Here is a 20,414-nt window from a genome sequence, read left to right as displayed (position 1 = left end):
GTTGCACGACCGGCTTACGCCTCAGGAGCAGCCGGCGCAGCGGGCGCTTCTTCGGTAGCCACACCGACCTTGGGCGCACTGATCGACGCCACAGCGGGGTTTTCTGTCTGCAGGTGCGCAACCAGCTCGACGCCCGCGGGCAGCGTCAGGTCATTCGCATGAATGGAATGGCCGACTTCGAGATTGCCCATGTCGACTTCGATGAACTCGGGCAGGCTGCCGGGCAGGCACTGGACGTCGAGCTCGGTCACGATGTGGTGCGGCTTGCCGCCGCCGGTCTTGACTCCAGGTGCCACTTCGGCGTTGAGGAAATGCAGCGGCACCTTGACGTGGATCTTCTGGTTCTTGTCGATGCGCTGGAAGTCGACGTGCAGCACCTGCTGCTTGAAGGGGTGCCACTGTGAATCGCGCAGCAGCACCGATTCCTTGGCGCCGTCGAGGTTCAGCGTCAGCACCGCGGCGTGGAACGACTCCTTGCGCAGCGCGTGATACAGCGTGTTGTGGTCCAGCTCGATCTGCACGGGGGCAGCAGTGCCGCCGTAGACGATGCCCGGGACCTTGCCCGCGTGACGCAGACGGCGGCTCGCACCCGTACCTTGCAATTCACGCTTGGCGGCGATGACTTCGATTTCCATGAAACTTCTCCTAAATAACTGCATTGATAATGCATTGCCGAAAATGGTCAATGCATGATTAAAGCCCCCGCGACCAGGGGCATTCTGCCGGCTCTACTCGATAAAGAGCGAGCTGACGGAATCTTCGTTGCTGATGCGGCGGATAGTTTCCGCCAGCAGTTCAGCCACCGACAATTGCCGGATTTTGGCGCATGCGCGCGCATCGTCGCGCAGCGGGATGGTGTCGGTCACCACCAGTTCGTCGATCGCGGAATTCGTCACGCGTTCGGCGGCGCTGCCGGATAGCACGGCATGGGTACAATAGGCCATCACCTTTCTGGCGCCATGCTCCTTCAGCGCATTGGCCGCTTCGCACAGTGTATTGGCCGTATCGACCAGATCATCCATGATGATGCAGGTCCGATCCTTGACGTCGCCGATGATGTGCATCACCTTCGCCACGTTCGGTTTCGGGCGGCGCTTATCGATGATCGCCAGGTCGCATTCCAGCCGCTTGGCGATCGCCCGCGCCCGCACCACCCCGCCCACGTCGGGCGACACTACCACCGGGTTCGGGTGGTCGCGCTTCCAGATGTCGCCCAGCAGGATCGGGCTGGAATAAATGTTGTCGACCGGAATGTCGAAAAAGCCCTGGATCTGGTCCGAATGCAGGTCCATCGTCAGCACCCGGTCGACCCCCACGCCCTGCAGCATGTTGGCCACCACCTTGGCGGTGATTGCCACCCGCGCCGAGCGGGTGCGCCGGTCCTGGCGCGCATAACCGTAATACGGGATGGCTGCGGTGATACGGCCGGCCGAAGCGCGCTTCAGCGCATCGACCATCACCATCACTTCCATCAGGGTGTCGTTGGATGGCTGACAAGTCGACTGCAGCACGAACACGTCCTTGCCGCGCACGTTTTCCAGAAGCTCGACCATCACTTCGCCATCGGAAAAACGCGACACCGTAGCGCGGCCGAGATGAATGTTCAGATGGCGCGCCACGTCGCTGGCAAGACGCGGATTGGCATTTCCGCTGAACACCATCAGATTGTCTATGGGCACACGAGTCTCCGGCGATTTGGCTGGTCCGGCCTAACAACAAAAACAGCCGCCACCGGCGGCTGTTCGCTTAACTGGCTGGGGAGGCAGGGATCGAACCTGCGAATGTCGGAATCAAAATCCGATGCCTTACCACTTGGCGACTCCCCAATGGGTGCTACTCAGGCGCAAAAGTCATGCAAGGGATGCCTGTCGAGACCCTGCGCCACAAAACCCTGCATCGTTTCGGGCAACCGGCGCAGCACGCCGTGCGCCGCGTCTTCCGTTCCGAACGATGCAAACACACAGGCACCCGAGCCGGTCATCCGCGCCTCGCCGAATTGCCCCAGCCATTCGAGATGGCGGGCGACTTCAGGATAACGGCTGACGACCACCGGCTGCAGGTCGTTACAACCCATGCCTGCGGAAAAGCGCGCTATTTTGAGGGGTGGCGAGTTGCGTGTCAATTCCGGCGCTGCAAAAATTGCTGCGGTCGGCACCTGCACCGGTGGCGTCAGCACCACATACCACGCCGGCGGTGCGCTCAGCGGGCGCAGAATTTCGCCCACGCCCTCGGCCAGCGCCGTCTGGCCGAACACGAAGACCGGTACGTCGGCCCCCAACTGCAGGGCCAGCCGTTGCAAGGTTTCGCGCGGCAGATTGACCTGCCACAGGCGGTTCAGGGCCAGCAGCACGGTGGCGGCATCCGAACTGCCGCCGCCGAGCCCGCCCCCCATCGGCAACACCTTGTCGAGCCGGATGCTCACCCCGGCGCCGGCTGGCGCATACGCCTGCAGCAGACGCGCGCCGCGCACCGTCAGGTCACGCTCTTCCGGCACCCCCGGCAGGTCGCCGTCGCGCACCACCCGGCTGTCGTCGCGCAGCTCAAGGTGCACGGTGTCGGCGCGGTCGATCAGGCGAAACACGCTCTGCAGCAGGTGGTAACCGTCGGCGCGCCGGCCGACGACGTGCAGGAACAGGTTGAGCTTGGCGGGGGCGGGGTAGACGTGGATCATTCGGCCTCCCAGCTGTCCGCCACCAGGCGGATTTCCAGCCCCTCGCGCGTCACCGTCAGTTTGCGCGGACGCCCGTCGGCGGCATATTGCAGGTAATCGATCACCCAGCCATGCTGTTTGAGTTGCACCAGGCGTCCGGCGTCATTGCGTGTCGCCTCGAAAATGCCGTCAGGGTCGGGACGCGCCTGCATCCACCACCCCAGGCCCGCCACCGGCAGCGTATAACCGAGCGCCTCGCGCGTCAGGGATTCGGCATCGGGTGCGCGGCGCGTGGGCTGGTTCGGCACCTCGAGGGCAACGCCATCGGCATCGCGCACGATACGCGCCACCCCCTGCCCCAGCGGCGAGGTCAGCAACACATCGTCTGCTTGCATGCTGTGCTGCCAGCGGATTTGGCCCGACAGGTTCTGTTCGCCGGCCCGGATGCCGATGCGGCCCTGCAGCGTCCAGTTGGCGGACAGGGGAACGACGACATCGGCCGGAACACCCGGCGGCGTGGTCGCACAAGCGGCCGTCAGCGCCAGCAGCAATGCTGCGGCCAGGCGCACCATCAAGGCTTCAGCCGGCGCAGGGTTTCGAGCAGCAATTCGTTCTGCGGATGGGCTTGCAGGCTGGTCTGCCAGAGTTCTCCGGCCGCCTCGCGCTGACCGCCCGCCCACAGCACCTCGCCCAGATGCGCCGCGATTTCGGGATCCGGACGCACTTTGTAGGCACGTTCCAGGTATTCCCGCGCGCGCACCAGATTGCCCGAGCGGTATTGCGCCCAGCCCACGCTATCGAGAATGAAGGGGTCTTCCGGCGCCAGCGCCAGCGCGTTGTCGAGCAGCACGATGGCCTCGGCCAAACGATCGGTGCGGTCGGCCAGCGTGTAGCCCAGCGCGTTGTAGGCCTGTGCATCGTCGGGGCGCAGCACGATCACGCGGCGCAGGTCGGCTTCCAGCGCATCGAGCTTGTCGAGCTTTTCCGCCACCATGGCGCGGTCGTACAGCAAGTCTGCCGAATCGGGAAAGCGCTTGAGCCCTTCCGACAGCACCCCGAATGCCGCCGCGTATTCCTTGCTGTCGCGCAGAAGTTCGGCCTGCGCCTGGATCAGCCGCACGTTTTGCGCATCGTTTTCGCCGCGCGTGAACGCCAGCAACGCGCGTGCCTCGTCCAGTTTGCCCGCGCGCACCAGCAGCGCCGCCTGGCGCGCGCGTGCCGACACCAGGTAATTACCCGATTCGACTTCGGCGTAATGGGCATTGGCTGCGTCCGGCTGCTTCATCTGTTCGGCCACCTGACCGAGGTAGTAATGCACCATATCGGGATCGCGTGGGCTGTAGCCGAGCGTCTGGGTCAGCAAATCGCGTGCCGCCTCGAAATCGCCCATCTGCAGCGAAAGCAGACCGGCGGCAAAGCTGACTTCGGCATTGCGCGGAAAATCGCCCGTCAGGCGGGCGAATTCGACGCGTGCCTCGGCGAACTGATTGGCATTGACCAGGGTGCGCGCATAGGCCAGCCGCACTTCGCGCGATCCGGGGTAGCGCGCCAGGAAATCGCGCATGAAGGCCAGCGCATCGGGGCGCGAAGTTTTCGCCAGGATCTGCGCATGCAACAGCGCGCCGGGCTCCCAGCCCGGGCGCAGGCTGTCGGCCTGCTGCAAGGCCGCAACCGCCGCATCGAAATGCCCGGCACTGGCCGCGGCCTGGGCAACCGCCAGGCGCGCCTCCGGCAAGGTCGGATGGTCGGCCGCCAGACGCTCGACCAGTTCCAGCGCGGCCTGAGTATCGCGCAACTTGCCCATCAGCGCCGACAGATGCAGGAAGCCGTTAGCGCCATCCTTTTTCAGCAGGGCGCGCAGAATCGGTTCGGCCTCCCCGAACTTGCCCTCGTTCAGCAGCAGCGCTGCCAGCGTCTGCTGCGCCCGTTCCGAATCCTGCTCGGCTGCCGCCCACAAGCGGGCGGCCTCCAGCGCGCCGGCCTGGTTACGCGCAAACATCGAAACCTCGACGGCACGATGGGCAATGCGAGGATCCTGCGTCTGCCGCGCCAGGTCGAGATAGGTCGACTGGGAAATGCCAATCGCGCCGCGCTGGGCGGCCACCTCGGCCACCAGGAATTTGAACAGGATTTCGGGCGTGAGCGGCTGCCTGGGCAGGGCAGCACGGGCACGGGCTTCAGCCTCTGCCTCGGCATCGGCGGCGACTTCGACCGCTGCCTCGACAGCCTGCTGCGCTTGCGTTTCCTCTGCCACGGGCTGCGACGCCTTGACGCCGGGCTGGCTGCACGCAACCGCTAACAGCAGCGCTGCGTAGAGGGGAAGGACTTTGAGGTATGCCATGTTATGCCTTATAGATGGGGGGTGCCTGTCACGATTCTAAGCGCTCGAGGCCTGTCTGCAAGCCAGGTTCAGGCGTGTAGCGTTTATTGCGGACGCAGAGAAAAACGTATTCAAAATGGTGAGGGCTAAGGGAGTGAGGTGAGGGATATAGAATCGCAGTGTATAGGTTCAGTTCCCGCTTGCGGGAGCTAAAACATTACAGGGCATCGCGTGAATGGCTAACGTCCCGTTTATTTCAACCCAGCATCGAAGCATAGCCCGGCCCCACACCATGCCCGAATTACCCGAAGTCGAAACCACCCGCCTGGGCCTGTTGCCGCGTCTGCGGGGCCGTGCGCTCAGGCGCATCGTGGTGCGCAACCCGCGCCTGCGCTGGCCGGTGCCGGACGATCTGGAAGCCCGGCTGGCGGGATTGACGCTGAATTCACTCGTCCGGCGCGGCAAATATCTGCTGTTCGACTTCGGCAGCGTCACGCAAATCGTGCATCTCGGCATGTCGGGCAGCCTGCGCTTTGCCGAACCCGGCGAACCCGCCGCCCTGCACGACCATGTCGACTGGCTGTTCGACGACGGCACCACGCTCAGGCTGCGCGACCCGCGCCGTTTCGGCGCGGTGCTGTGGACCGACGACGTGGCGCGCCATCCGCTGCTGGCCCACCTGGGGCCGGAGCCGCTGACGCCGGCATTCGATGCGACCTATCTGCATGCGCAGTGCCAGCGCCGCAGCGCCGCGATCAAGCAGGTCATCATGGATGGGCAGGTAGTGGTCGGCGTCGGCAACATCTATGCTTCCGAGTCCCTGTTCCATGCCGGCATCCGCCCCGCCACCGCCGCCCGCCGCCTCAGCCGCCCGGCCTGCGCGCGGCTGGCGGAGGCGATCCGGCACGTGCTGACGGCGGCGATTGCCGCCGGCGGCAGTTCGCTGCGCGACTACGTCGCAAGCGACGGCGAGCTGGGCTACTTCCAGCTGCAGACACGGGTGTACGATCGCGCAGGCCTCCCCTGCAAGACCTGCGCCACGCCGATTCGCCGCATCGTGCAGGGGCAGCGTGCGAGCTTTTACTGCCCGACCTGCCAGCGCTGATGCGCAGCTGCCGCCCGCATCAAGTTTGTCATTAACATGTCGTTAAATTACAGTGCGTTATCCGATGGACGGCCCGATGAAACCCATGACCCTGGTTGACGAGTTCGAACACTACAGTGCCTGGCGCGATGCCGTGTACGTGCGTGTCGAGGCACTGCGCGACTGGCTCGCCACACAGGAACTGGGTGACGCCGAATCCGAATTGCGGCTGAACCAGCTGCTGGGGCGGTTGCAGGAAGACACACTGAACGTGGCTTTCGTCGCCGAGTTTTCGCGCGGCAAGTCCGAACTGATCAACGCGATTTTCTTTTCGGATTACCGCCAGCGCGTGCTGCCGTCTTCCGCCGGGCGCACCACCATGTGTCCCACCGAGTTGTATTACACCCCCACACGGCGCCCTTCGCTGCGCCTGCTGCCGATCGACACCAAGACCCGCGAGGGCAGCATTGCCGATTTCAAGCGCGATGCGGACGCCTGGACCGAATTCCCGCTCAACCTCGATTCCGCCGACGAGATGAGCGCGACGCTGATGCGACTGGCCGACACCATGCAGGTCGATGCCGCCACCGCCGAAGCCTACGGCCTGATCAACCCCAACGATGAGGAGACCGCACGCGGCCTGGCGCGCGACGGCGGCATCGCGATTCCACGCTGGCGCCATGCGCTGATCAATTTTCCGCATCCGCTGCTGAAGCAGGGCCTGGTCATCCTCGACACGCCGGGCCTCAACGCCGTCGGCACCGAACCGGAGCTGACGCTCAACATGCTGCCCAGCGCCCATGCGGTGCTGTTCCTGTTGGCCGCCGACACCGGCGTGACCAAATCCGACATCGAAATCTGGCGTCAGTACATCGCCCCGCTGCAGGGCGCCAGCCGGGCACGGCTGGTGGTGCTGAACAAGATCGACGGCCTGTGGGACGACCTCAAGTCGCCGGCCGAAATCGACGCCGTAATCGCCAGGCAGGTCGACGCGAGCGCGACATTGCTCGATTTGCCCGCCAGCCAGGTCTATCCGGTGTCGGCGCAGAAAGCGCTGGTCGCCAAGGTGAAGAATGACCCCGCCCTGCTGGCGAGAAGCCGCCTGCTCGAACTGGAAGCCGCGCTGACGCAGGAACTGATTCCCTGCAAGCAGACGCTGGTCAGCGAATCGGCCCAGGCCAGCGTGGAGGACGTGGTGATCAAGACCACCGAGCTGCTGGAAACCCGGCTCGCCAACATCCAGGATCAGGTCGATGAACTGCAGGGGCTGCGCGGCAAGAATCGCGACGTCATCCAGCACATGATGGTCAAGGCCAACGAGGACAAGCAGCAATTCGAACGCGGCCTGCGGCAGTTCAATGCGCTACGCAACGTGTTCGCCTCACAAGTCGAGACGCTGCGCCGGCGGCTGGGAATGCAGGCGCTGCGCAGCGAAGTGCGCCAGACCCGGCAGGCGATGGAAAAAAGCCGCTTCAGCGTCGGCTTGCGCGAGGCGATGGGTGGCTTCTTCCGCGAAATAGACGGCAATTTGAAGGCATCGGCGGCGATCATCTATGAAATCCGCTCCATGATGACGGCGATGTACCAGAAGTTCAGCGACGAACACGGGCTGGCGGCGGTCAACCCGCCCGATCACAGCCTGAACAAGTACCGCAAGGAAATGGCGCGACTGGAACAAGTTTTCGATGAACGTTTCAACACGGTCTTCAAGATGCTGACGCTGGGCCAGCACCAGCTAACCGCACGTTTCTTTGAAACGCTGGCGAGCAAGGTGGTGCAGGTGTTCGAACTCGCCAACAGCGAAACCGAAGCCTGGCTGAAGGCGCTGATCGCGCCGATGGAAACCCAGGTACGCGAGCACAAGATCCAGCTGAAGCGCCGGCTGGAAAGCGTCAGCCGCATCCATGCCGCGACCGAAACGCTGGATGACCGCATCGACGAGCTCGATGCGTCAATCGGAAGCGTGAGCGATCAGCTGGACCAGCTGGCGCGCATCAACACGCGCATCGTCGATGCCCTGTCCGACGACCTGTCCGACGACCTGACCGGGGCGCGACTGGCCAAGACGGCCTGAACGATTACTTGTCGGCAGACAGGCGCAGGAATTTTTCCTGCAGTTGTTCGCGGGTTTCCGGGTAGTCCGGATTATGCGGAATGCAGTCGACCGGGCACACTTCCACACACTGCGGCGTATCGAAGTGACCGACGCATTCGGTGCACTTGTTGGGGTCGATGATGTAAATCTCGTCGCCCTGGGAAATGGCTTCGTTGGGGCATTCGGGCAGGCAGACGTCGCAATTGATGCATTCGTCCGTGATCATCAGGGCCATGGGTTCTCCGGTCAATCAGGTTTTGCTTATTTTCTCACTTAATCGCCGCGCCACCAATGGGTGGACGAAGGGCGTCACGTTGCCGCCCAACTGCGCGATTTCGCGGATCATGCTGGCGGAGATGAACATGTATTGATCGGACGGTGTGAGAAACAGGGTTTCGATATCGGGCTTGAGGTTGCGGTTCATCCCCGCCAGCTGGAATTCGTATTCGAAGTCGGACGCCGCGCGCAATCCCCGCAGCACGGCGATCGCGCCCTGCTCTGCGACGAAGTCGATCAGCAGGCCGGAGAATCCTTCCACCCGCACCTTCGGCACATCGGCCAGCACGTCGCGCGTCATCGCCACCCGCTCCTCCATGCTGAAAAACGGCTGCTTGTTGCGCGACGCCGCCACCGCGACGATGACGCGATCGAACAGCCGCACCGCGCGCCGCACAAGGTCCTCGTGGCCGCGGGTGATGGGGTCGAAGGTGCCGGGATAGACAGCGGTCAGCATCGCTTATTCCTTTATCAGCAGTGCGAAATGCGAGCGTCCCGCGCGTCCGCTGCGGTGGATGATAAACCCTGGAATGGGCAGCACTTCCGAGCCCTGCTCGACATACGCCTGGCCGCCGGATTTGAGATGGCGGGCGAGGTCGGCGAGCGCCGCCGCGGCCAGTCCGCTGTCGAAAGGCGGATCGACAAAAACCAGATCGAAGGTCTCGCGGCTGTTCGCCAGCCAGGCCAGCGCGTCGGCACGATGGATGTCGACCTGGTTTGCGCCGAGCACGGCACGGTTTTTTTCCAGCGCGTCGATCGCGGCGCGGTCGCGTTCGATCATGATGACGCGCCCGGCGCCGCGCGAGGCGGCCTCGAAGCCGAGCGCGCCGCTGCCGGCAAACAGGTCGAGGCAAGCCCAGCCCGGCAGGTCCTGCCCCAGCCAGTTGAACAACGTCTCGCGCACGCGGTCGGGCGTGGGGCGCAGACCGGCGCTGTCGGGAAAGTCCAGCAGCCGGCGGCGATACTGGCCGCCGATGATGCGCACGCGGTTGGCCGCACCGTGCGCCCGCCCGGGCGCCGCGCGCTTAGCGAGCATGGCCGCGCCCCCCCACCACCACGGTCACCAGCCTGTCGGGGTCGATGCGGCGGGCAAACGCCTGCTTCACCGTTGCAACGTCGACCGCGTTCACCCGATCGACCCAGGTGTCCAGATAGTCCAGCGGCAAGTTGTAGAAGCCGATCAGCGACAGGTAATCGAGAATTTTCCGGTTGCTGTCGATGCGCAGCGGAAACCCGCCGGTGAGATTGGATTTGGCCTGGGTGAGCTCGGCTTCGGAGGGACCGTCGGCGATGAACTGCCGCAGCGTCGCCTGCGCCACTTTCAATGCGTCGTCGGTCTGCTCCAGTTTGGTCTGCAGCCCCAGCTGGAACGGCCCGGCCACCTGCATTGGCAGGAAATAGCTATAGACGCTGTAGGCGTAGCCGCGCTTGTCGCGCACCTCGCGCATCAGCTGCGAATCGAAGCCGCCGCCGCCCAACACATAGTTGCCGACAAACAGCGGGAAGAAGTCGGGGTCGTTGCGCGCCATCCCCACCGTCCCCATCAGCACGTGGCTTTGCGTGGAGGGATGGGCGATGCGCGTGCCGGAGGCCGCCGCCGGCACCGGCTTCGGCAGCGCCGGCAGTGCCGCCGCCCGCGACAGGCCGGCCGTCAACCGCACCGCGATGGCTTCGGCCTCGGCGCGCGTGACGTCGCCCATCAGCGAAATCACCACGTTGGGCACGCTGTAATGCATGCGATAAAACGCCTGCAGGTCGCCCCGCGTCAGCCGCGCGATGGCAGCGGGATCGCCCGCTTCGTCGTGCGCATAGGGATGCCCGCCATACAGCGCGCGGTAAAACGCCTTGCCGGCAACCTCCCCGGGGTCGGCCTCGGCCTCGCGGATCGACGAGATCAGGCGCTGCTTTTCGCGCTTGACCACCGCCTGCGGGAAATCGGGACGCTGCAGCACGCGTGCGAGGATATCGAGCGCCTTGTCCTTTTCGGCGGCCGACGACAGGGTGCGCAACGTCACCCCGGTACGGTCGCGGTCGAAGCGCCCCGACAGCTCCGCGCCGACATCGGCCAGGCGATGCGCGATGGCGGTGTCCGAGAGGCCGCCCGCGCCCTGGTCGAGCAGGCCGTGGGTCAGCCGGGCGAGACCGGCCTTGCCGGCGGGATCGCGGGCGCTGCCGGCGGAAAAGTCCACCGCGACATCCAGCATCGGCAGTTCATGGCTTTCGACAAAGAACACCCGCGCGCCCTGCGGCGTCTGCCAGTGCTGGATGGCGAGCGCGGCCTGCGCCGACAGCGGCAGGCTCAGCAACAGGGCGATAAAACAAGACTTGATTGACATAGTTTTATTTGAAAAGGCTTTAATTGGCATGACGCACCCCCGGTACCCTGGCACGAGCCGGCTGCGCGTCCAGCGGTTGCGGGTCGAGTTCGGCCACGCTCAGCCGCTCATCCTGCAGCCATTGGCGGGCGACGGCCTGCACCTCGGCGGCGGTCACCGCGCGCAGCTTGTCGACCCGGCCCGCCAGCGCCGCGGGCGGCAGTCCGACAGTCGCGTATTCGCCCAGCTGCATGGCCTGGTAAAACAGCGAATCGCGCTGGTAGACGTCGGCCGCGATCACCTGCGCCTTGACCCGCGCGAGTTCCGCCTCGCTGATGCCTTCGCGCCGGAGACGTTCGAGCTCGCCGCGGATGGCTTTTTCCAGCGCGGCCACCGACTTGCCCGGCATCGGCGTCGCGTCGACCATGAACAGGCCCGGCCCGCGCGCGACGGCGTCGTAGCCGGCGCTCGCGTCCACCGCGATCTGCTGCGTCTTGACCAGCGATTTCTGCAGCCGCGCCGAGTCGTTGCCCGAGAGCACCCCGGCCAGTATCTGCAGCGCGTAAGGTGTGGTGTCCTGCGCCCAGTCCTTGAGGGTGGGTGCATGCCAGACCATCAGCAGATAGGGCAGCTGCGCCGGCGCCTTCACCACGATGCGCTTCTCGCCGAGTTGCACGGGCTCGGCCTGCGGCTTGCGTTCCGGCAGGGCGCGCGCCGGCAGCGCGCCGAAATGGCGTTTGGCCAATGCGATCACCTCGTCGGCCTTGACGTCGCCCACCACCACCAGAGTGGCGTTGTTGGGGGCATACCATCGCGCATACCAGTCACGCGCATCCTGCGCGCTCATGTTCTGCAGATCGTCCATCCAGCCGATAATGGGGCGGCGGTACGGGTGCACCTGCAAAGCCGTCGCCATCAGGCGTTCGTAGACGACCGACTGCGGCTGGTCGTCGGTGCGCAGCCGGCGCTCTTCCATTACCACCTGGACCTCCTTGGCGAACAGTTCGTCGCTGATGACGAGATTGGCCATGCGGTCGGCCTCCAGTTGCATCGACAATGCCAGCCGGTCCTTCTGCATTTGCTGGAAATACGCCGTGTAGTCGCGGCTGGTGAAGGCATTCTCGCGCCCGCCGGCGGCAGCGATGCGTTTTGAAAACTCGCCCGGCGGCACCGTTTCCGTCCCCTTGAACATCATGTGCTCGAGTACGTGCGCCACCCCGCTGGTGCCGTTGAACTCATCCATCGAGCCGACGCGGTACCACACCTGCGACACCATCACCGGCGCGCGGTGATCCTCATGCACGATCACCCGCATTCCATTGTCCAGCGTGACGTCCGTCAAAGCCGCCTGTGCGCTGCCCGCCAGCAGCGCCAGACCGATTGCCCATAGCTTGCGCATGATATTCGCCTCTGATTGCATGAGTTTGTAATTCCGCAAACCGCAAGCGGTCGACTGCGGTTTTCAGGATGATAAGATACAGCGTCCGTCAAACATGTTGTGCTGACCGCCCCAATCCGTGTTTAGTTTCTTCAAGTCCAAACCTGCTCCCGCACCGGAACCGCCCACCTCCGAGCAGCCGGAGGCGCAAGCCATCACGCCGCCGCCACCCGCCGAACCGGCTGCTGCCCCGCCGCGTCCGGGCTGGGCGCAACGGCTGAAGCAGGGGCTCGCCAAAACCCGCGACCGGTTCGGCGGCCAGCTGTCCGGCCTGTTCGGCGTCGGCCGCAAGATCGACGCCGAGCTGTTCGAGGAGCTCGAAACCATCCTCATTACCGCAGATATTGGCGTCGACGCGACCGAGTCGCTGCTCGACACCCTGCAGAAAAAAGTGCGGCGCGAGAATCTCACCGAGGCATCCGACCTGCAGGAAGGGCTGAAACAGGCGCTGGTCGATCTGCTGTCCCCGCTGCAGGCACCGCTCGACGTCACCCCGCACAAGCCTTTCATCCTGATGCTGGCCGGCGTCAACGGCGCCGGCAAGACCACCACCATCGGCAAGCTCGCCAAGCTATACCAGGCGCAGGGCCTGTCGGTGCTGCTGGCGGCAGGCGACACCTTCCGCGCGGCGGCGCGCGAGCAGCTGCAGGTCTGGGGCGAGCGCAACAAGGTAACGGTGATCAGCCAGGAAAAGGGCGATTCGGCCGCAGTGATTTTCGACGCCATCCAGGCCGCACAGGCGCGCGGCATCGACGTGGTGCTGGCCGACACCGCCGGCCGCCTGCCGACCCAACTGCACCTGATGGAGGAGATCAGGAAGGTCAAGCGGGTAATCGAGAAGGCTATCCCCGGCGCACCGCACGAGGTGCTGCTGGTGCTCGACGCCAACACCGGGCAGAACGCCGTCGCCCAGGTCAAGGCCTTCGACGACGCGCTCGGTGTCACCGGGCTGGTGCTGACCAAGCTCGACGGCACCGCCAGGGGCGGCGCCATCGCGGCGATCGCAAAGGCGCGGCCGATCCCGGTGCGCTACATCGGCGTCGGCGAAACTGTCGACGACCTGCGGCCGTTCGATGCGCGCGAGTTCGTCGAAGCCATTTTCCCTGCTTAAAACAGCTCAGCGCATGATCCAATTCAGCCAGGTCACCAAGCGCTATCCCGGCGGGTATGAAGCCCTGACCGGCATCGATCTTTCCATCGAAAAAGGCGAACTGATTTTTCTGACCGGACATTCCGGTGCCGGAAAAAGCACCCTGCTGAAACTCGTTGCCGCCATCGAGCGCCCCACCAGCGGGGTGGTATCGGTCAGCGGCCAGAACGTCGGACGCCTGCCGCAGCGCGCCATTCCCTATCTGCGCCGCAACATCGGCCTGATCTTCCAGGATCACAAACTGCTGTTCGATCGCAACGTGATCGAAAATGTGGTGCTGCCGCTCGACATCGCCGGGCTCGACCGCCGCGAGTCGCTGAAACGCGCACGCGCGGTGATCGACAAGGTCGGCCTGCTCAAGCGCGAAAAAGCCAACCCCATCAGCCTCTCCGGCGGCGAACAGCAACGGCTGTGCATCGCCCGTGCGTTGGTCAGCCGCCCCGCCCTCTTGCTGGCCGACGAGCCCACCGGCAACCTCGATGCCGGCTATGCCGCCGACATCATGGCGATGTTCCGCGACTTCCATCAGGTCGGCACCACGCTGGTGATCGCCACCCACGACGACCGCGCCATCGCCGCGCTGGGCGGCCGCACGCTGCATCTGGATCATGGCAAGGTTCAGGTGGGCTCGGCATGATCGGCTGGCTGCGCCATCAGAAGCATGCGTTCACTGCCGCACTGCGCCGCCTCGGCGCGCAACCGGTCGCGTCCCTCCTCACCGCGCTGGCGATGGGGGTAGCCATCAGCCTGCCGGGCGGGCTTTACCTGGCGCTCGGCAACCTGGACCGGCTGGCCGGCGACCTGCCCGCGCAGCCGGAAATCAGCGTATTCCTCGACGCCGGGGCGTCGACCGCGCAGAAACAGACCATCACCGAACGCCTGCGGCAGACCGACATCGCCGAAGCCCGTTACGTTCCCAAAGACGAGGCGCTGGCGGCGCTCAGCAGCGCCCAGGATCTGGCCGACATCACCGCCGGCCTGACGCAGAATCCGCTGCCGGACGCCTGGGTGGTGCGGCCGAAAACGGCATCGCGCGAGGAACTGGTACGGGTCGCGGTCGCTCTGGGCAAACTGCCCGGTGTGGCGGAAACCCACCTCGACAGCCAGTGGGCAGACCGTCTGCAGGCCGCCCTCGCCATCGGACGCACCGGCGTCTGGCTGCTGGCCGGGCTGTTTGCCATCGCGCTCGTCGCCATCTCGGGCAACGCCATCCGCGCGCAGGTGCTGGCACGGCGCGACGAAATCCTGGTCAGCCGGCTGATCGGCGCCACCGACCGCTACATCCGCCGCCCCTTCCTCTACGTGGGCGCGCTGCAGGGTCTGCTGGGCGGACTGGCGGCGGGCGGCGTGCTGGCCATCGCCAGCGTGATATTGCGCGCACCGGTCGAGCGGCTGGCCGGCTTGTACGGATCGGCCTTCCACCTGCTGCCGCCGACCACGATCGAGATCGTCGCCGTACTCGGCCTGACCGTCCTGTTCGGCTGGCTCGGCGCCTGGCTCTCGGTGACGCGAGCGCTGCGGCAGGTCGAGGTGGCGCGCTGATTTGTCCCGGTTTTATGGAAACCATCGGGGAACCCTGCTTCACCTTGGCACTCTTACTCCGTGAGTGCTAGTGTTAAAATATGTTTCAAAGGGGGTTTTTACAAGCATGAACCAAACGATATCTTTACCCGTCCCGGCGGCGTACAGCCTGGATAACTATATCCAGACCGTCAACCGCTACCCTATGCTCACACTGGAAGAGGAGCAGCGTCTGGCGCGCATCTGGCACAACAAGCAGGATGTCGAGGCCGCGCGTCAGCTGGTGGTGTCGCACCTGCGCGTGGTGGTCAGTGTGGCGCGCCGCTATGTGGGCTATGGCCTGCCCCAGGCCGACCTCATCCAGGAAGGCAATGTCGGCCTGATGAAGGCCGTGAAGCGTTTCGACCCGGAACGGGGTGTACGCCTGGTATCGTTCGCGCTGCACTGGATTCGCGCCGAAATCCACGAATACGTACTGAAAAACTGGCGCCTGGTCAAGGTCGCCACCACCAAGGCGCAGCGCAAGCTGTTCTTCAACCTGCGCAGCCTGAAGCAATCGCTCAACGCCCTGACGTTCAAGGAAGCCGACGCCATGGCAAGCGAGCTTAACGTCAGCCGCAAGGATGTGCTGGAAATGGAAACCCGCATGTCGGGCCATGACGTTTCCATCGACCCGACGGTGGACGACGGCGAGGAAAGTTACAGCCCGCTGGCTTTCCTCGCGAGCCCGGACGAAAACCCGGCCCAGCTGCTGGAGCGCGAGCAGACCGAGCGTCTGCGCCATACCGGCCTGGCCACCGCGCTGGAAAACCTCGACGAGCGCAGCCGCCATATCATCAAGGCGCGCTGGCTGACCGAAGGCGAAGCGGCGACTTTGCATGAACTGGCCGCCCAATACGGCATCTCTGCCGAACGCATTCGCCAGATCGAAGCGCGCGCCCTGCAGAAAATGCGCGCCCTGATTCCGGTGTAAGCCATACCTATGCTCAAAACGACAAAGCCCCGCATTGCGGGGCTTTGTCGTTTTGAGGGAGCCGAGTCAGAAAAAAGCGGCGATCAAAACCGAGAAGATACTGATCCATGACCAGACGATCAGCGCGACCACCACCACCATGGGAAAACCCTGAAAAGTGAAAAGCTGTTTCATCGTACGGACTCCATAAAAGTTGATAAATTCTAGTTTACTTGCGGCCATTTGGATACTTGCGCGCGTCCGGGCATTCGCCCTGACCGCTCAGGCGGCGGGTCGGCAGTAAGGGGTCATCGTCATCCATCAGGATGCGTTCGGCCGGTCCTTCCAGATCGTCGAACTGGCCGCTTTTGATCGACCAGAACACGCCCACGACAATCAGCAGCACGAATATGCCGGACAGCAGAAATAAAAACCCCATGATGCCGCTCATGGCGCGACCAGTTCCTGCGTGTTCCGATAATGCAGCTTGTGCTCGCGCAGCAGGCGCACCTCGACCAGCCAGCGCCCGCTGGCGGGCAGGCGCAGCACCCCGCCATAGGTGCCGGCGTCGAGTGCACCGAGCGGCACAGTGAGCGCGGCCTGGGTGGCGCCAGGCCGCAGCAGGCGCAATTCACCCTCGATGCGATCGACGGGCAGGCCGGTGCGGTCCTTGATGCGAACCTGGACCGCGCGCACGGGGGCATTGCCGTCGAGGCCGCTTACTTCGACCTGCCAGCCGAGTTCCGACTCGCGCCGGGTCTGGGAGAGCTCGGACGAAACCGCTTTCGCTGCCGCCTGGTCATGCGCGACCACGCCGGAAAAACCGCTGTAAACCGCATTCCCTTTGCTGCCCAGCCACCAGCCCGCAAGCGGTTCAGGCAGCCCTTTGCCGGCAATGTAGAGCAGGCTGCCATTGATCACGATAAGGCCGAGGAAAAATGCCGTCAGGAGCTTGGGCGCCCAGTGCATGCGCCCGACACTGTGCCGGCGAAACTGGGTCACCGCAAACAGCACCAGCCCCGCCGCGAGAAATACCGAGATGTGCATGGCCACCACGTCCAGCCCCGGCCAGCGGCCGACGATGAGAACGAAATACGCGAGCAGCGGGATCAGCCCCGCCAGCAGTGCGCGCAGGATCGGCGGCAGGTTACGGATGGCGCCCCCCGCCAGGTAGAGGACAATCACTGCGGCCAGGCCGCCAAGCAGGGAGGTCATCGTATTCATGAACGTTTCCCTGGAATGTCGAAGCGGACGCTTTCGACTCGTGCCTCTTCAGGCTTGCCCTGCGGCGTGATGACCAGTTCGAAGCGCTGCGTTTGCGCCGCAACGAGTGGCGACAGCCGCACGCTCGCCTGCAGCAGCCCGCTATGACCCGACTTGATGGTGACTTCGCGGAAATTGCCGAGGTCGATCGCACCCGCCGGAATGCCGCGTGCGCTGATGACATAGGTCTGGTCATGCGCGGCCTTGTTGGTGATGCGGATCTGATAGCGGTTGCGGATGTCTCCATTCGACAGCACGACATAAAGCGGCTGGCGGATCTGGTTGACCGCACGTTCGAAGCTGCCGCGAGTAGCCACGCTGTAGCCGAGATAGGTGGCCATCAGTACCAGTGCCAAGCCATAGCCGATGGTTTTCAGGTTTCTCCATTGCACCTTCGGCGCAGTCGGCACGGAAGATGCCAGATTCTTTTCCGAATCGTAGCGGATCAGGCCGTGCGGAAAACCGAACGAATCCATGACGTTATTGCAGGCGTCGATGCACAGCCCGCACGAGATGCACTTGTATTGCAGGCCCTCGCGGATATCGATGCCGACCGGGCAGACCTGCACGCACAGGCCGCAATCGACGCAGTCGCCCAGCCCCCTTTCGTGGCGCTCCGCCAGGGTGCGCTGGCCGGCACGCGCGGGGGCCCGTCCGTGCGCCGCTTCGCCGCGCCGGGCGTCGTAATGCACGGCCAGGGTCTCGGGCTCGTACATCACGCTCTGGAAGCGGCCATACGGGCAGACATAGGTGCAGATCTGCTCGCGCATCAGGCCGGCCGCGGCGTAGGTCGACAAGGTCAGCACACCCGTCGTGATGTAGGCGGCGGGTGCGGCCTGGCCGCTGAAGAAATCCAGCACCAGTTGCGGCGCATAGGTGAAATAGGCGACAAAGGTGAGGCCCGTCCAGAACGAAGCCAGTATCCACAAGGCATGGGTGCCGCCGATCTTGACCAGCTTTTCGGCATTCCACGGCTGACGGTAGAGTCGCATCCGCGCCGGGCGCTCGCCCTGAACCAGGTGCTCGATCCAGATGAAGAAGTCGGTCCACAGGGTCTGGAAGCAGAAGTAGCCGCAGAACGCACGTCCGACCAGCCCGGTGACGAAGAACAGCAGAATGGCGGCGATGAAAAGCAGCAGCGCCAGCCAGATGACATCCTGCGGATAGACCGTCAGCCCGAAGATCAAAAACCGGCGCCCCGGCAGATCGAACAGGACCGCCTGCGCCGGGGCATCCAGGCGCGACCATGGCAGCCACGGCAGCAGAAAGTAAATCGCATAGGCCAGCGCCACAACCGATGTCTTGAAACGCCGAAAACGTCCCTTCACCGAACGGGTGAAAATGGGAATGCGCTTCTGGTAAAACTCGGGCGGGTCTTCTTGACCTGTTTGCATGGTGCGATCGCTTAAATGGATGGGAAACAAAAGCCCCCGCGAGCGGGGGCTTTGCTCATCCCGTCATCCGAAGGCCTACTGCCCACCGCCCAGTTCATGAACGTAGACTGTCAAAACCTTGATTTGTTCGGGGGTCAGTCGAGCGGACCACGCCGGCATCACGCCCTTGTTGAGGCCGCTGGCGATGACGCCGCGTATTGCAGCGATCTTGCCCTCGGGCGAACCGGCTGCCGGCACGTTGGCCCACAGCCAGATGTTGTCGGTCAGGTTGGGGGCGCCCAGTTCCTGACGTCCCTTGGCACCGCTGCCGTGGCAAACGTAACAGCCCGCGGCATCGCCATGGAACAGCGCGTCGCCGGCAGCGGCCTTGGCGGAGTCATGGCCGATGCCCGACAGGCTGGCCACGTAATTCGCCAGCTGGTCGATCTGCCCACCATTCAACACTTCGCTGAAGGCAGGCATGTAGCCGCGGCGGCCGCTCATCAAGGTTTCATGAACCTTTTCGTACGATCCGCCGTACAGCCAGTCGTCGTCGGTCAGGTTGGGGAAGAAGCCGAGCATGCCCTGGCCGCCTGCCTGGTGGCAGGGTGCGCAGTTGTCCGCAAACAGCGACTTGCCCGCGGAAAGAATAAAGCCGCTCATTTCCGGATCTTTGGCAATCTGCTCGTAAGACATCGCCTCCACCTTGTCGAAGTAGGGCTTTTGCGCGATCGCGGCCTTGTTCAGATCTGCCAGCAATAGTGCACGCGTGTTCCAGCTGTGCGTTTTAGCTTCGCCTTCGCTGTTGACGTAGGCGATTTTCGAAACTCCGCCGATCCAGCCTTTACCAAACGGCCACGATGGATAGATCGTCCAGTAGACGAGGGCGAAGATCACCGTGGCGTAGAACGTGTAGACCCACCACACCGGCAGCGGATTATTGTATTCCTGCAGATCGCCGTCCCAGACATGACCCGTGGTCGGAACCGTTTGTGGCTTTTGCTCGCTCATTGCTTGTCCTTCGTGTCGTCTTGATCGCCTGGCTGGTCGTCGAGAAACGGAATGTCGCGGTAGGACTCCAGTTGCGCGCTCCGCTTTTTGCTACCGTAGACGTAAATCACGATGCCGATAAAGGTGACGAAAAAAATGATCAAAGCCAGGGGCTTGGTGTTTTCGGGTTTGGAAAACCACATTAACCATTCCATTGCCGGGCCTCCGTCACTCAGCGGGTCTTGACGAACGCGTCGTCGGCATATTTGCTGAAATCGACCATGGTGCCCAGCATTTGCAGATAGGCCACCAAGGCATCCATTTCAGAAATTCCGGAACGATCGCCGTCATAGTTGCCGAAGTTGGCCTGCTCGACCAGATTCTTCTGCGCATCGGGAATGTGGAGCTGCCTGGCCACCGTCTCGCCGAACCGGGTCACGTTGGCGTCGTACTCGGCCTGCGACAGCGAATACGGCACGCCCACCTTACGCAGGGCCTTCATGCGAGCCGCCATATCGGAAATATCCAGCGGCGCCGACAGCAGCCATGGGTAATTCGGCATGACCGATTCAGCCACCATCGAACGCGGCGCCGTCAGGTGCTGCACGTGCCACTCGTTCGAGTACTTGCCGCCGACCCGCGCCAGGTCTGGACCGGTTCGCTTGGATCCCCACTGGAAGGGATGGTCGTATTGCGATTCCGCCGCCAGCGAATAATGGCCGTAACGCAGCTTTTCGTCGCGGAAGGGGCGGATCATCTGCGAATGGCACGCGTAGCAGCCCTCGCGCATAAAGATGTCGCGGCCGCGCTGCTCCAGCGGCGTGTAGGGGCGCACGCCCTCGACCTTCTCGATGGTCTTGTCGATGAAGAACAGCGGTGCGATCTCCACCAGGCCACCGACGCTGATCGCCAGCACGGTCAGCACCGCCATCAGGCCGATGTTGGTTTCGATCCATTCGTGTTTGAAGTTGATGTTCATTTTTTAAT

22 protein-coding genes and 1 tRNA gene are annotated in these 20,414 nt (G+C 64.0%); 6 read left to right on the top strand and 17 right to left on the bottom strand.

The window, feature by feature from the left end; all coding sequences use genetic code 11:
- Positions 1-14: 14 nt before the first annotated feature.
- The 6 genes from ACZ41T_RS12005 to ACZ41T_RS11980 form a co-directional block, all read right to left on the bottom strand.
- The gene (locus ACZ41T_RS12005; RefSeq protein ID WP_464921628.1) at positions 15-635 is read right to left on the bottom strand and encodes a 50S ribosomal protein L25/general stress protein Ctc; all 621 of its coding nucleotides are present in this window, start codon (positions 633-635) and stop codon (positions 15-17) included.
- Between the two features lie 93 nt (positions 636-728).
- Positions 729-1,679, bottom strand: a complete 951-nt coding sequence (locus ACZ41T_RS12000) for a ribose-phosphate pyrophosphokinase (RefSeq protein ID WP_464921627.1) — start codon at positions 1,677-1,679, stop codon at positions 729-731.
- A 72-nt stretch (positions 1,680-1,751) separates the two neighbouring features.
- Positions 1,752-1,826: transfer RNA gene (locus ACZ41T_RS11995), tRNA-Gln, on the bottom strand.
- Positions 1,827-1,837: 11 nt separating this feature from the next.
- Positions 1,838-2,671 carry a 4-(cytidine 5'-diphospho)-2-C-methyl-D-erythritol kinase gene (gene ispE, locus ACZ41T_RS11990; RefSeq protein ID WP_464921626.1) on the bottom strand — a complete coding sequence of 278 codons (834 nt, stop codon included), beginning with the start codon at positions 2,669-2,671 and terminating at the stop codon, positions 1,838-1,840.
- Entirely contained in the window at positions 2,668-3,222 is a 555-nt protein-coding gene (gene lolB / locus ACZ41T_RS11985) for a lipoprotein insertase outer membrane protein LolB (protein WP_464921625.1), read from the bottom strand. Before lolB ends, ispE begins: the two co-directional genes overlap by 4 nt.
- On the bottom strand, positions 3,222-4,991 hold the full coding sequence (locus ACZ41T_RS11980; protein WP_464921624.1) for a tetratricopeptide repeat protein: 1,770 nt from the start codon (positions 4,989-4,991) through the stop codon (positions 3,222-3,224). The genes lolB and ACZ41T_RS11980 overlap by 1 nt, the downstream gene beginning before the upstream one ends.
- Before the next feature lie 271 nt (positions 4,992-5,262).
- Here ACZ41T_RS11980 and mutM point away from each other — a divergent pair, with 271 nt between their 5' ends.
- Together mutM and ACZ41T_RS11970 are read left to right on the top strand one after the other, a co-directional pair.
- The gene (gene mutM, locus ACZ41T_RS11975; protein WP_464921623.1) at positions 5,263-6,075 is read left to right on the top strand and encodes a bifunctional DNA-formamidopyrimidine glycosylase/DNA-(apurinic or apyrimidinic site) lyase; all 813 of its coding nucleotides are present in this window, start codon (positions 5,263-5,265) and stop codon (positions 6,073-6,075) included.
- Positions 6,076-6,151: 76 nt separating this feature from the next.
- Entirely contained in the window at positions 6,152-8,128 is a 1,977-nt protein-coding gene (locus ACZ41T_RS11970) for a dynamin family protein (protein ID WP_464921622.1), read from the top strand.
- Positions 8,129-8,132: 4 nt separating this feature from the next.
- On the opposite strand, the gene ACZ41T_RS11965 is transcribed toward ACZ41T_RS11970, so the two are convergent.
- The 5 genes from ACZ41T_RS11965 to ACZ41T_RS11945 are packed head-to-tail and all read right to left on the bottom strand — an operon-like array spanning position 8,133 to position 12,139.
- A complete protein-coding gene (locus ACZ41T_RS11965) occupies positions 8,133-8,384 on the bottom strand; it encodes a YfhL family 4Fe-4S dicluster ferredoxin (protein WP_464921621.1) in 252 nt (83 codons plus the stop codon).
- A 15-nt stretch (positions 8,385-8,399) separates the two neighbouring features.
- Positions 8,400-8,882, bottom strand: coding sequence for a pantetheine-phosphate adenylyltransferase (coaD, locus tag ACZ41T_RS11960; protein ID WP_464921620.1), 483 nt, complete (start codon positions 8,880-8,882; stop codon positions 8,400-8,402).
- 3 nt (positions 8,883-8,885) lie between these two features.
- Positions 8,886-9,461, bottom strand: coding sequence for a 16S rRNA (guanine(966)-N(2))-methyltransferase RsmD (rsmD, locus tag ACZ41T_RS11955; protein WP_464921619.1), 576 nt, complete (start codon positions 9,459-9,461; stop codon positions 8,886-8,888).
- Positions 9,451-10,761 (bottom strand): M16 family metallopeptidase, encoded by a 1,311-nt coding sequence (locus ACZ41T_RS11950; protein WP_464921618.1) that lies wholly within the window; start codon positions 10,759-10,761, stop codon positions 9,451-9,453. Before ACZ41T_RS11950 ends, rsmD begins: the two co-directional genes overlap by 11 nt.
- Positions 10,762-10,780: 19 nt before the next feature.
- The gene (locus ACZ41T_RS11945; RefSeq protein WP_464921617.1) at positions 10,781-12,139 is read right to left on the bottom strand and encodes a M16 family metallopeptidase; all 1,359 of its coding nucleotides are present in this window, start codon (positions 12,137-12,139) and stop codon (positions 10,781-10,783) included.
- A 118-nt stretch (positions 12,140-12,257) separates the two neighbouring features.
- On the opposite strand from ACZ41T_RS11945, the gene ftsY reads away from it, so the two are divergent.
- The 4 genes from ftsY (at position 12,258) to rpoH (ending at position 15,822) form a co-directional block, all read left to right on the top strand.
- Complete coding sequence (gene ftsY, locus ACZ41T_RS11940) at positions 12,258-13,289, top strand: signal recognition particle-docking protein FtsY (RefSeq protein WP_464921616.1); 1,032 nt, start codon at positions 12,258-12,260, stop codon at positions 13,287-13,289.
- A gap of 13 nt (positions 13,290-13,302) precedes the next feature.
- Positions 13,303-13,965 (top strand): cell division ATP-binding protein FtsE, encoded by a 663-nt coding sequence (gene ftsE / locus ACZ41T_RS11935; protein ID WP_464921615.1) that lies wholly within the window; start codon positions 13,303-13,305, stop codon positions 13,963-13,965.
- Positions 13,962-14,870, top strand: coding sequence for a permease-like cell division protein FtsX (gene ftsX, locus ACZ41T_RS11930; RefSeq protein ID WP_464921614.1), 909 nt, complete (start codon positions 13,962-13,964; stop codon positions 14,868-14,870). The genes ftsE and ftsX overlap by 4 nt, the downstream gene beginning before the upstream one ends.
- 106 nt (positions 14,871-14,976) lie before the next feature.
- The gene (rpoH, locus tag ACZ41T_RS11925; protein ID WP_464921613.1) at positions 14,977-15,822 is read left to right on the top strand and encodes an RNA polymerase sigma factor RpoH; all 846 of its coding nucleotides are present in this window, start codon (positions 14,977-14,979) and stop codon (positions 15,820-15,822) included.
- A gap of 208 nt (positions 15,823-16,030) precedes the next feature.
- Here rpoH and ccoS read toward each other — a convergent pair whose 3' ends face one another.
- From ccoS to ccoO, 6 genes are all read right to left on the bottom strand, one after another.
- On the bottom strand, positions 16,031-16,252 hold the full coding sequence (gene ccoS, locus ACZ41T_RS11920; protein WP_464921612.1) for a cbb3-type cytochrome oxidase assembly protein CcoS: 222 nt from the start codon (positions 16,250-16,252) through the stop codon (positions 16,031-16,033).
- A complete protein-coding gene (locus tag ACZ41T_RS11915) occupies positions 16,249-17,025 on the bottom strand; it encodes a FixH family protein (RefSeq protein ID WP_464921611.1) in 777 nt (258 codons plus the stop codon). The genes ccoS and ACZ41T_RS11915 overlap by 4 nt, the downstream gene beginning before the upstream one ends.
- The gene (gene ccoG / locus ACZ41T_RS11910; RefSeq protein ID WP_464921610.1) at positions 17,022-18,458 is read right to left on the bottom strand and encodes a cytochrome c oxidase accessory protein CcoG; all 1,437 of its coding nucleotides are present in this window, start codon (positions 18,456-18,458) and stop codon (positions 17,022-17,024) included. The genes ACZ41T_RS11915 and ccoG overlap by 4 nt, the downstream gene beginning before the upstream one ends.
- 75 nt (positions 18,459-18,533) lie before the next feature.
- The gene (gene ccoP / locus ACZ41T_RS11905; protein ID WP_464921609.1) at positions 18,534-19,448 is read right to left on the bottom strand and encodes a cytochrome-c oxidase, cbb3-type subunit III; all 915 of its coding nucleotides are present in this window, start codon (positions 19,446-19,448) and stop codon (positions 18,534-18,536) included.
- On the bottom strand, positions 19,445-19,642 hold the full coding sequence (locus tag ACZ41T_RS11900; RefSeq protein ID WP_464921608.1) for a cbb3-type cytochrome oxidase subunit 3: 198 nt from the start codon (positions 19,640-19,642) through the stop codon (positions 19,445-19,447). The genes ccoP and ACZ41T_RS11900 overlap by 4 nt, the downstream gene beginning before the upstream one ends.
- A 17-nt stretch (positions 19,643-19,659) precedes the next feature.
- Complete coding sequence (gene ccoO, locus ACZ41T_RS11895) at positions 19,660-20,406, bottom strand: cytochrome-c oxidase, cbb3-type subunit II (protein ID WP_464921607.1); 747 nt, start codon at positions 20,404-20,406, stop codon at positions 19,660-19,662.
- Positions 20,407-20,414 lie beyond the last annotated feature (8 nt).

The sequence above is a fragment of the Thiobacillus thiophilus genome, from assembly GCF_055378705.1.
Note: the sequence above shows the minus strand (reverse complement) of the source record. Positions and strands in the feature narration are given on the sequence as shown.

Coding starts and splice junctions, on each gene's coding strand:
- coaD (WP_464921620.1), bottom strand. CDS start 8,882: ATGCTGACCGCTGTCTATCCCGGCACCTTCGACCCCATCACCCGCGGC.
- ACZ41T_RS11945 (WP_464921617.1), bottom strand. CDS start 12,139: ATGCGCAAGCTATGGGCAATCGGTCTGGCGCTGCTGGCGGGCAGCGCA.
- ACZ41T_RS11950 (WP_464921618.1), bottom strand. CDS start 10,761: ATGTCAATCAAGTCTTGTTTTATCGCCCTGTTGCTGAGCCTGCCGCTG.
- ACZ41T_RS11980 (WP_464921624.1), bottom strand. CDS start 4,991: ATGGCATACCTCAAAGTCCTTCCCCTCTACGCAGCGCTGCTGTTAGCG.
- lolB (WP_464921625.1), bottom strand. CDS start 3,222: ATGGTGCGCCTGGCCGCAGCATTGCTGCTGGCGCTGACGGCCGCTTGT.
- ispE (WP_464921626.1), bottom strand. CDS start 2,671: ATGATCCACGTCTACCCCGCCCCCGCCAAGCTCAACCTGTTCCTGCAC.
- ftsX (WP_464921614.1), top strand. CDS start 13,962: ATGATCGGCTGGCTGCGCCATCAGAAGCATGCGTTCACTGCCGCACTG.
- ccoP (WP_464921609.1), bottom strand. CDS start 19,448: ATGAGCGAGCAAAAGCCACAAACGGTTCCGACCACGGGTCATGTCTGG.
- ftsE (WP_464921615.1), top strand. CDS start 13,303: ATGATCCAATTCAGCCAGGTCACCAAGCGCTATCCCGGCGGGTATGAA.
- rpoH (WP_464921613.1), top strand. CDS start 14,977: ATGAACCAAACGATATCTTTACCCGTCCCGGCGGCGTACAGCCTGGAT.
- mutM (WP_464921623.1), top strand. CDS start 5,263: ATGCCCGAATTACCCGAAGTCGAAACCACCCGCCTGGGCCTGTTGCCG.
- rsmD (WP_464921619.1), bottom strand. CDS start 9,461: ATGCTCGCTAAGCGCGCGGCGCCCGGGCGGGCGCACGGTGCGGCCAAC.
- ACZ41T_RS11970 (WP_464921622.1), top strand. CDS start 6,152: ATGAAACCCATGACCCTGGTTGACGAGTTCGAACACTACAGTGCCTGG.
- ACZ41T_RS11900 (WP_464921608.1), bottom strand. CDS start 19,642: ATGGAATGGTTAATGTGGTTTTCCAAACCCGAAAACACCAAGCCCCTG.
- ccoS (WP_464921612.1), bottom strand. CDS start 16,252: ATGAGCGGCATCATGGGGTTTTTATTTCTGCTGTCCGGCATATTCGTG.
- ACZ41T_RS11965 (WP_464921621.1), bottom strand. CDS start 8,384: ATGGCCCTGATGATCACGGACGAATGCATCAATTGCGACGTCTGCCTG.
- ccoO (WP_464921607.1), bottom strand. CDS start 20,406: ATGAACATCAACTTCAAACACGAATGGATCGAAACCAACATCGGCCTG.
- ACZ41T_RS12005 (WP_464921628.1), bottom strand. CDS start 635: ATGGAAATCGAAGTCATCGCCGCCAAGCGTGAATTGCAAGGTACGGGT.
- ccoG (WP_464921610.1), bottom strand. CDS start 18,458: ATGCAAACAGGTCAAGAAGACCCGCCCGAGTTTTACCAGAAGCGCATT.
- ACZ41T_RS11915 (WP_464921611.1), bottom strand. CDS start 17,025: ATGAATACGATGACCTCCCTGCTTGGCGGCCTGGCCGCAGTGATTGTC.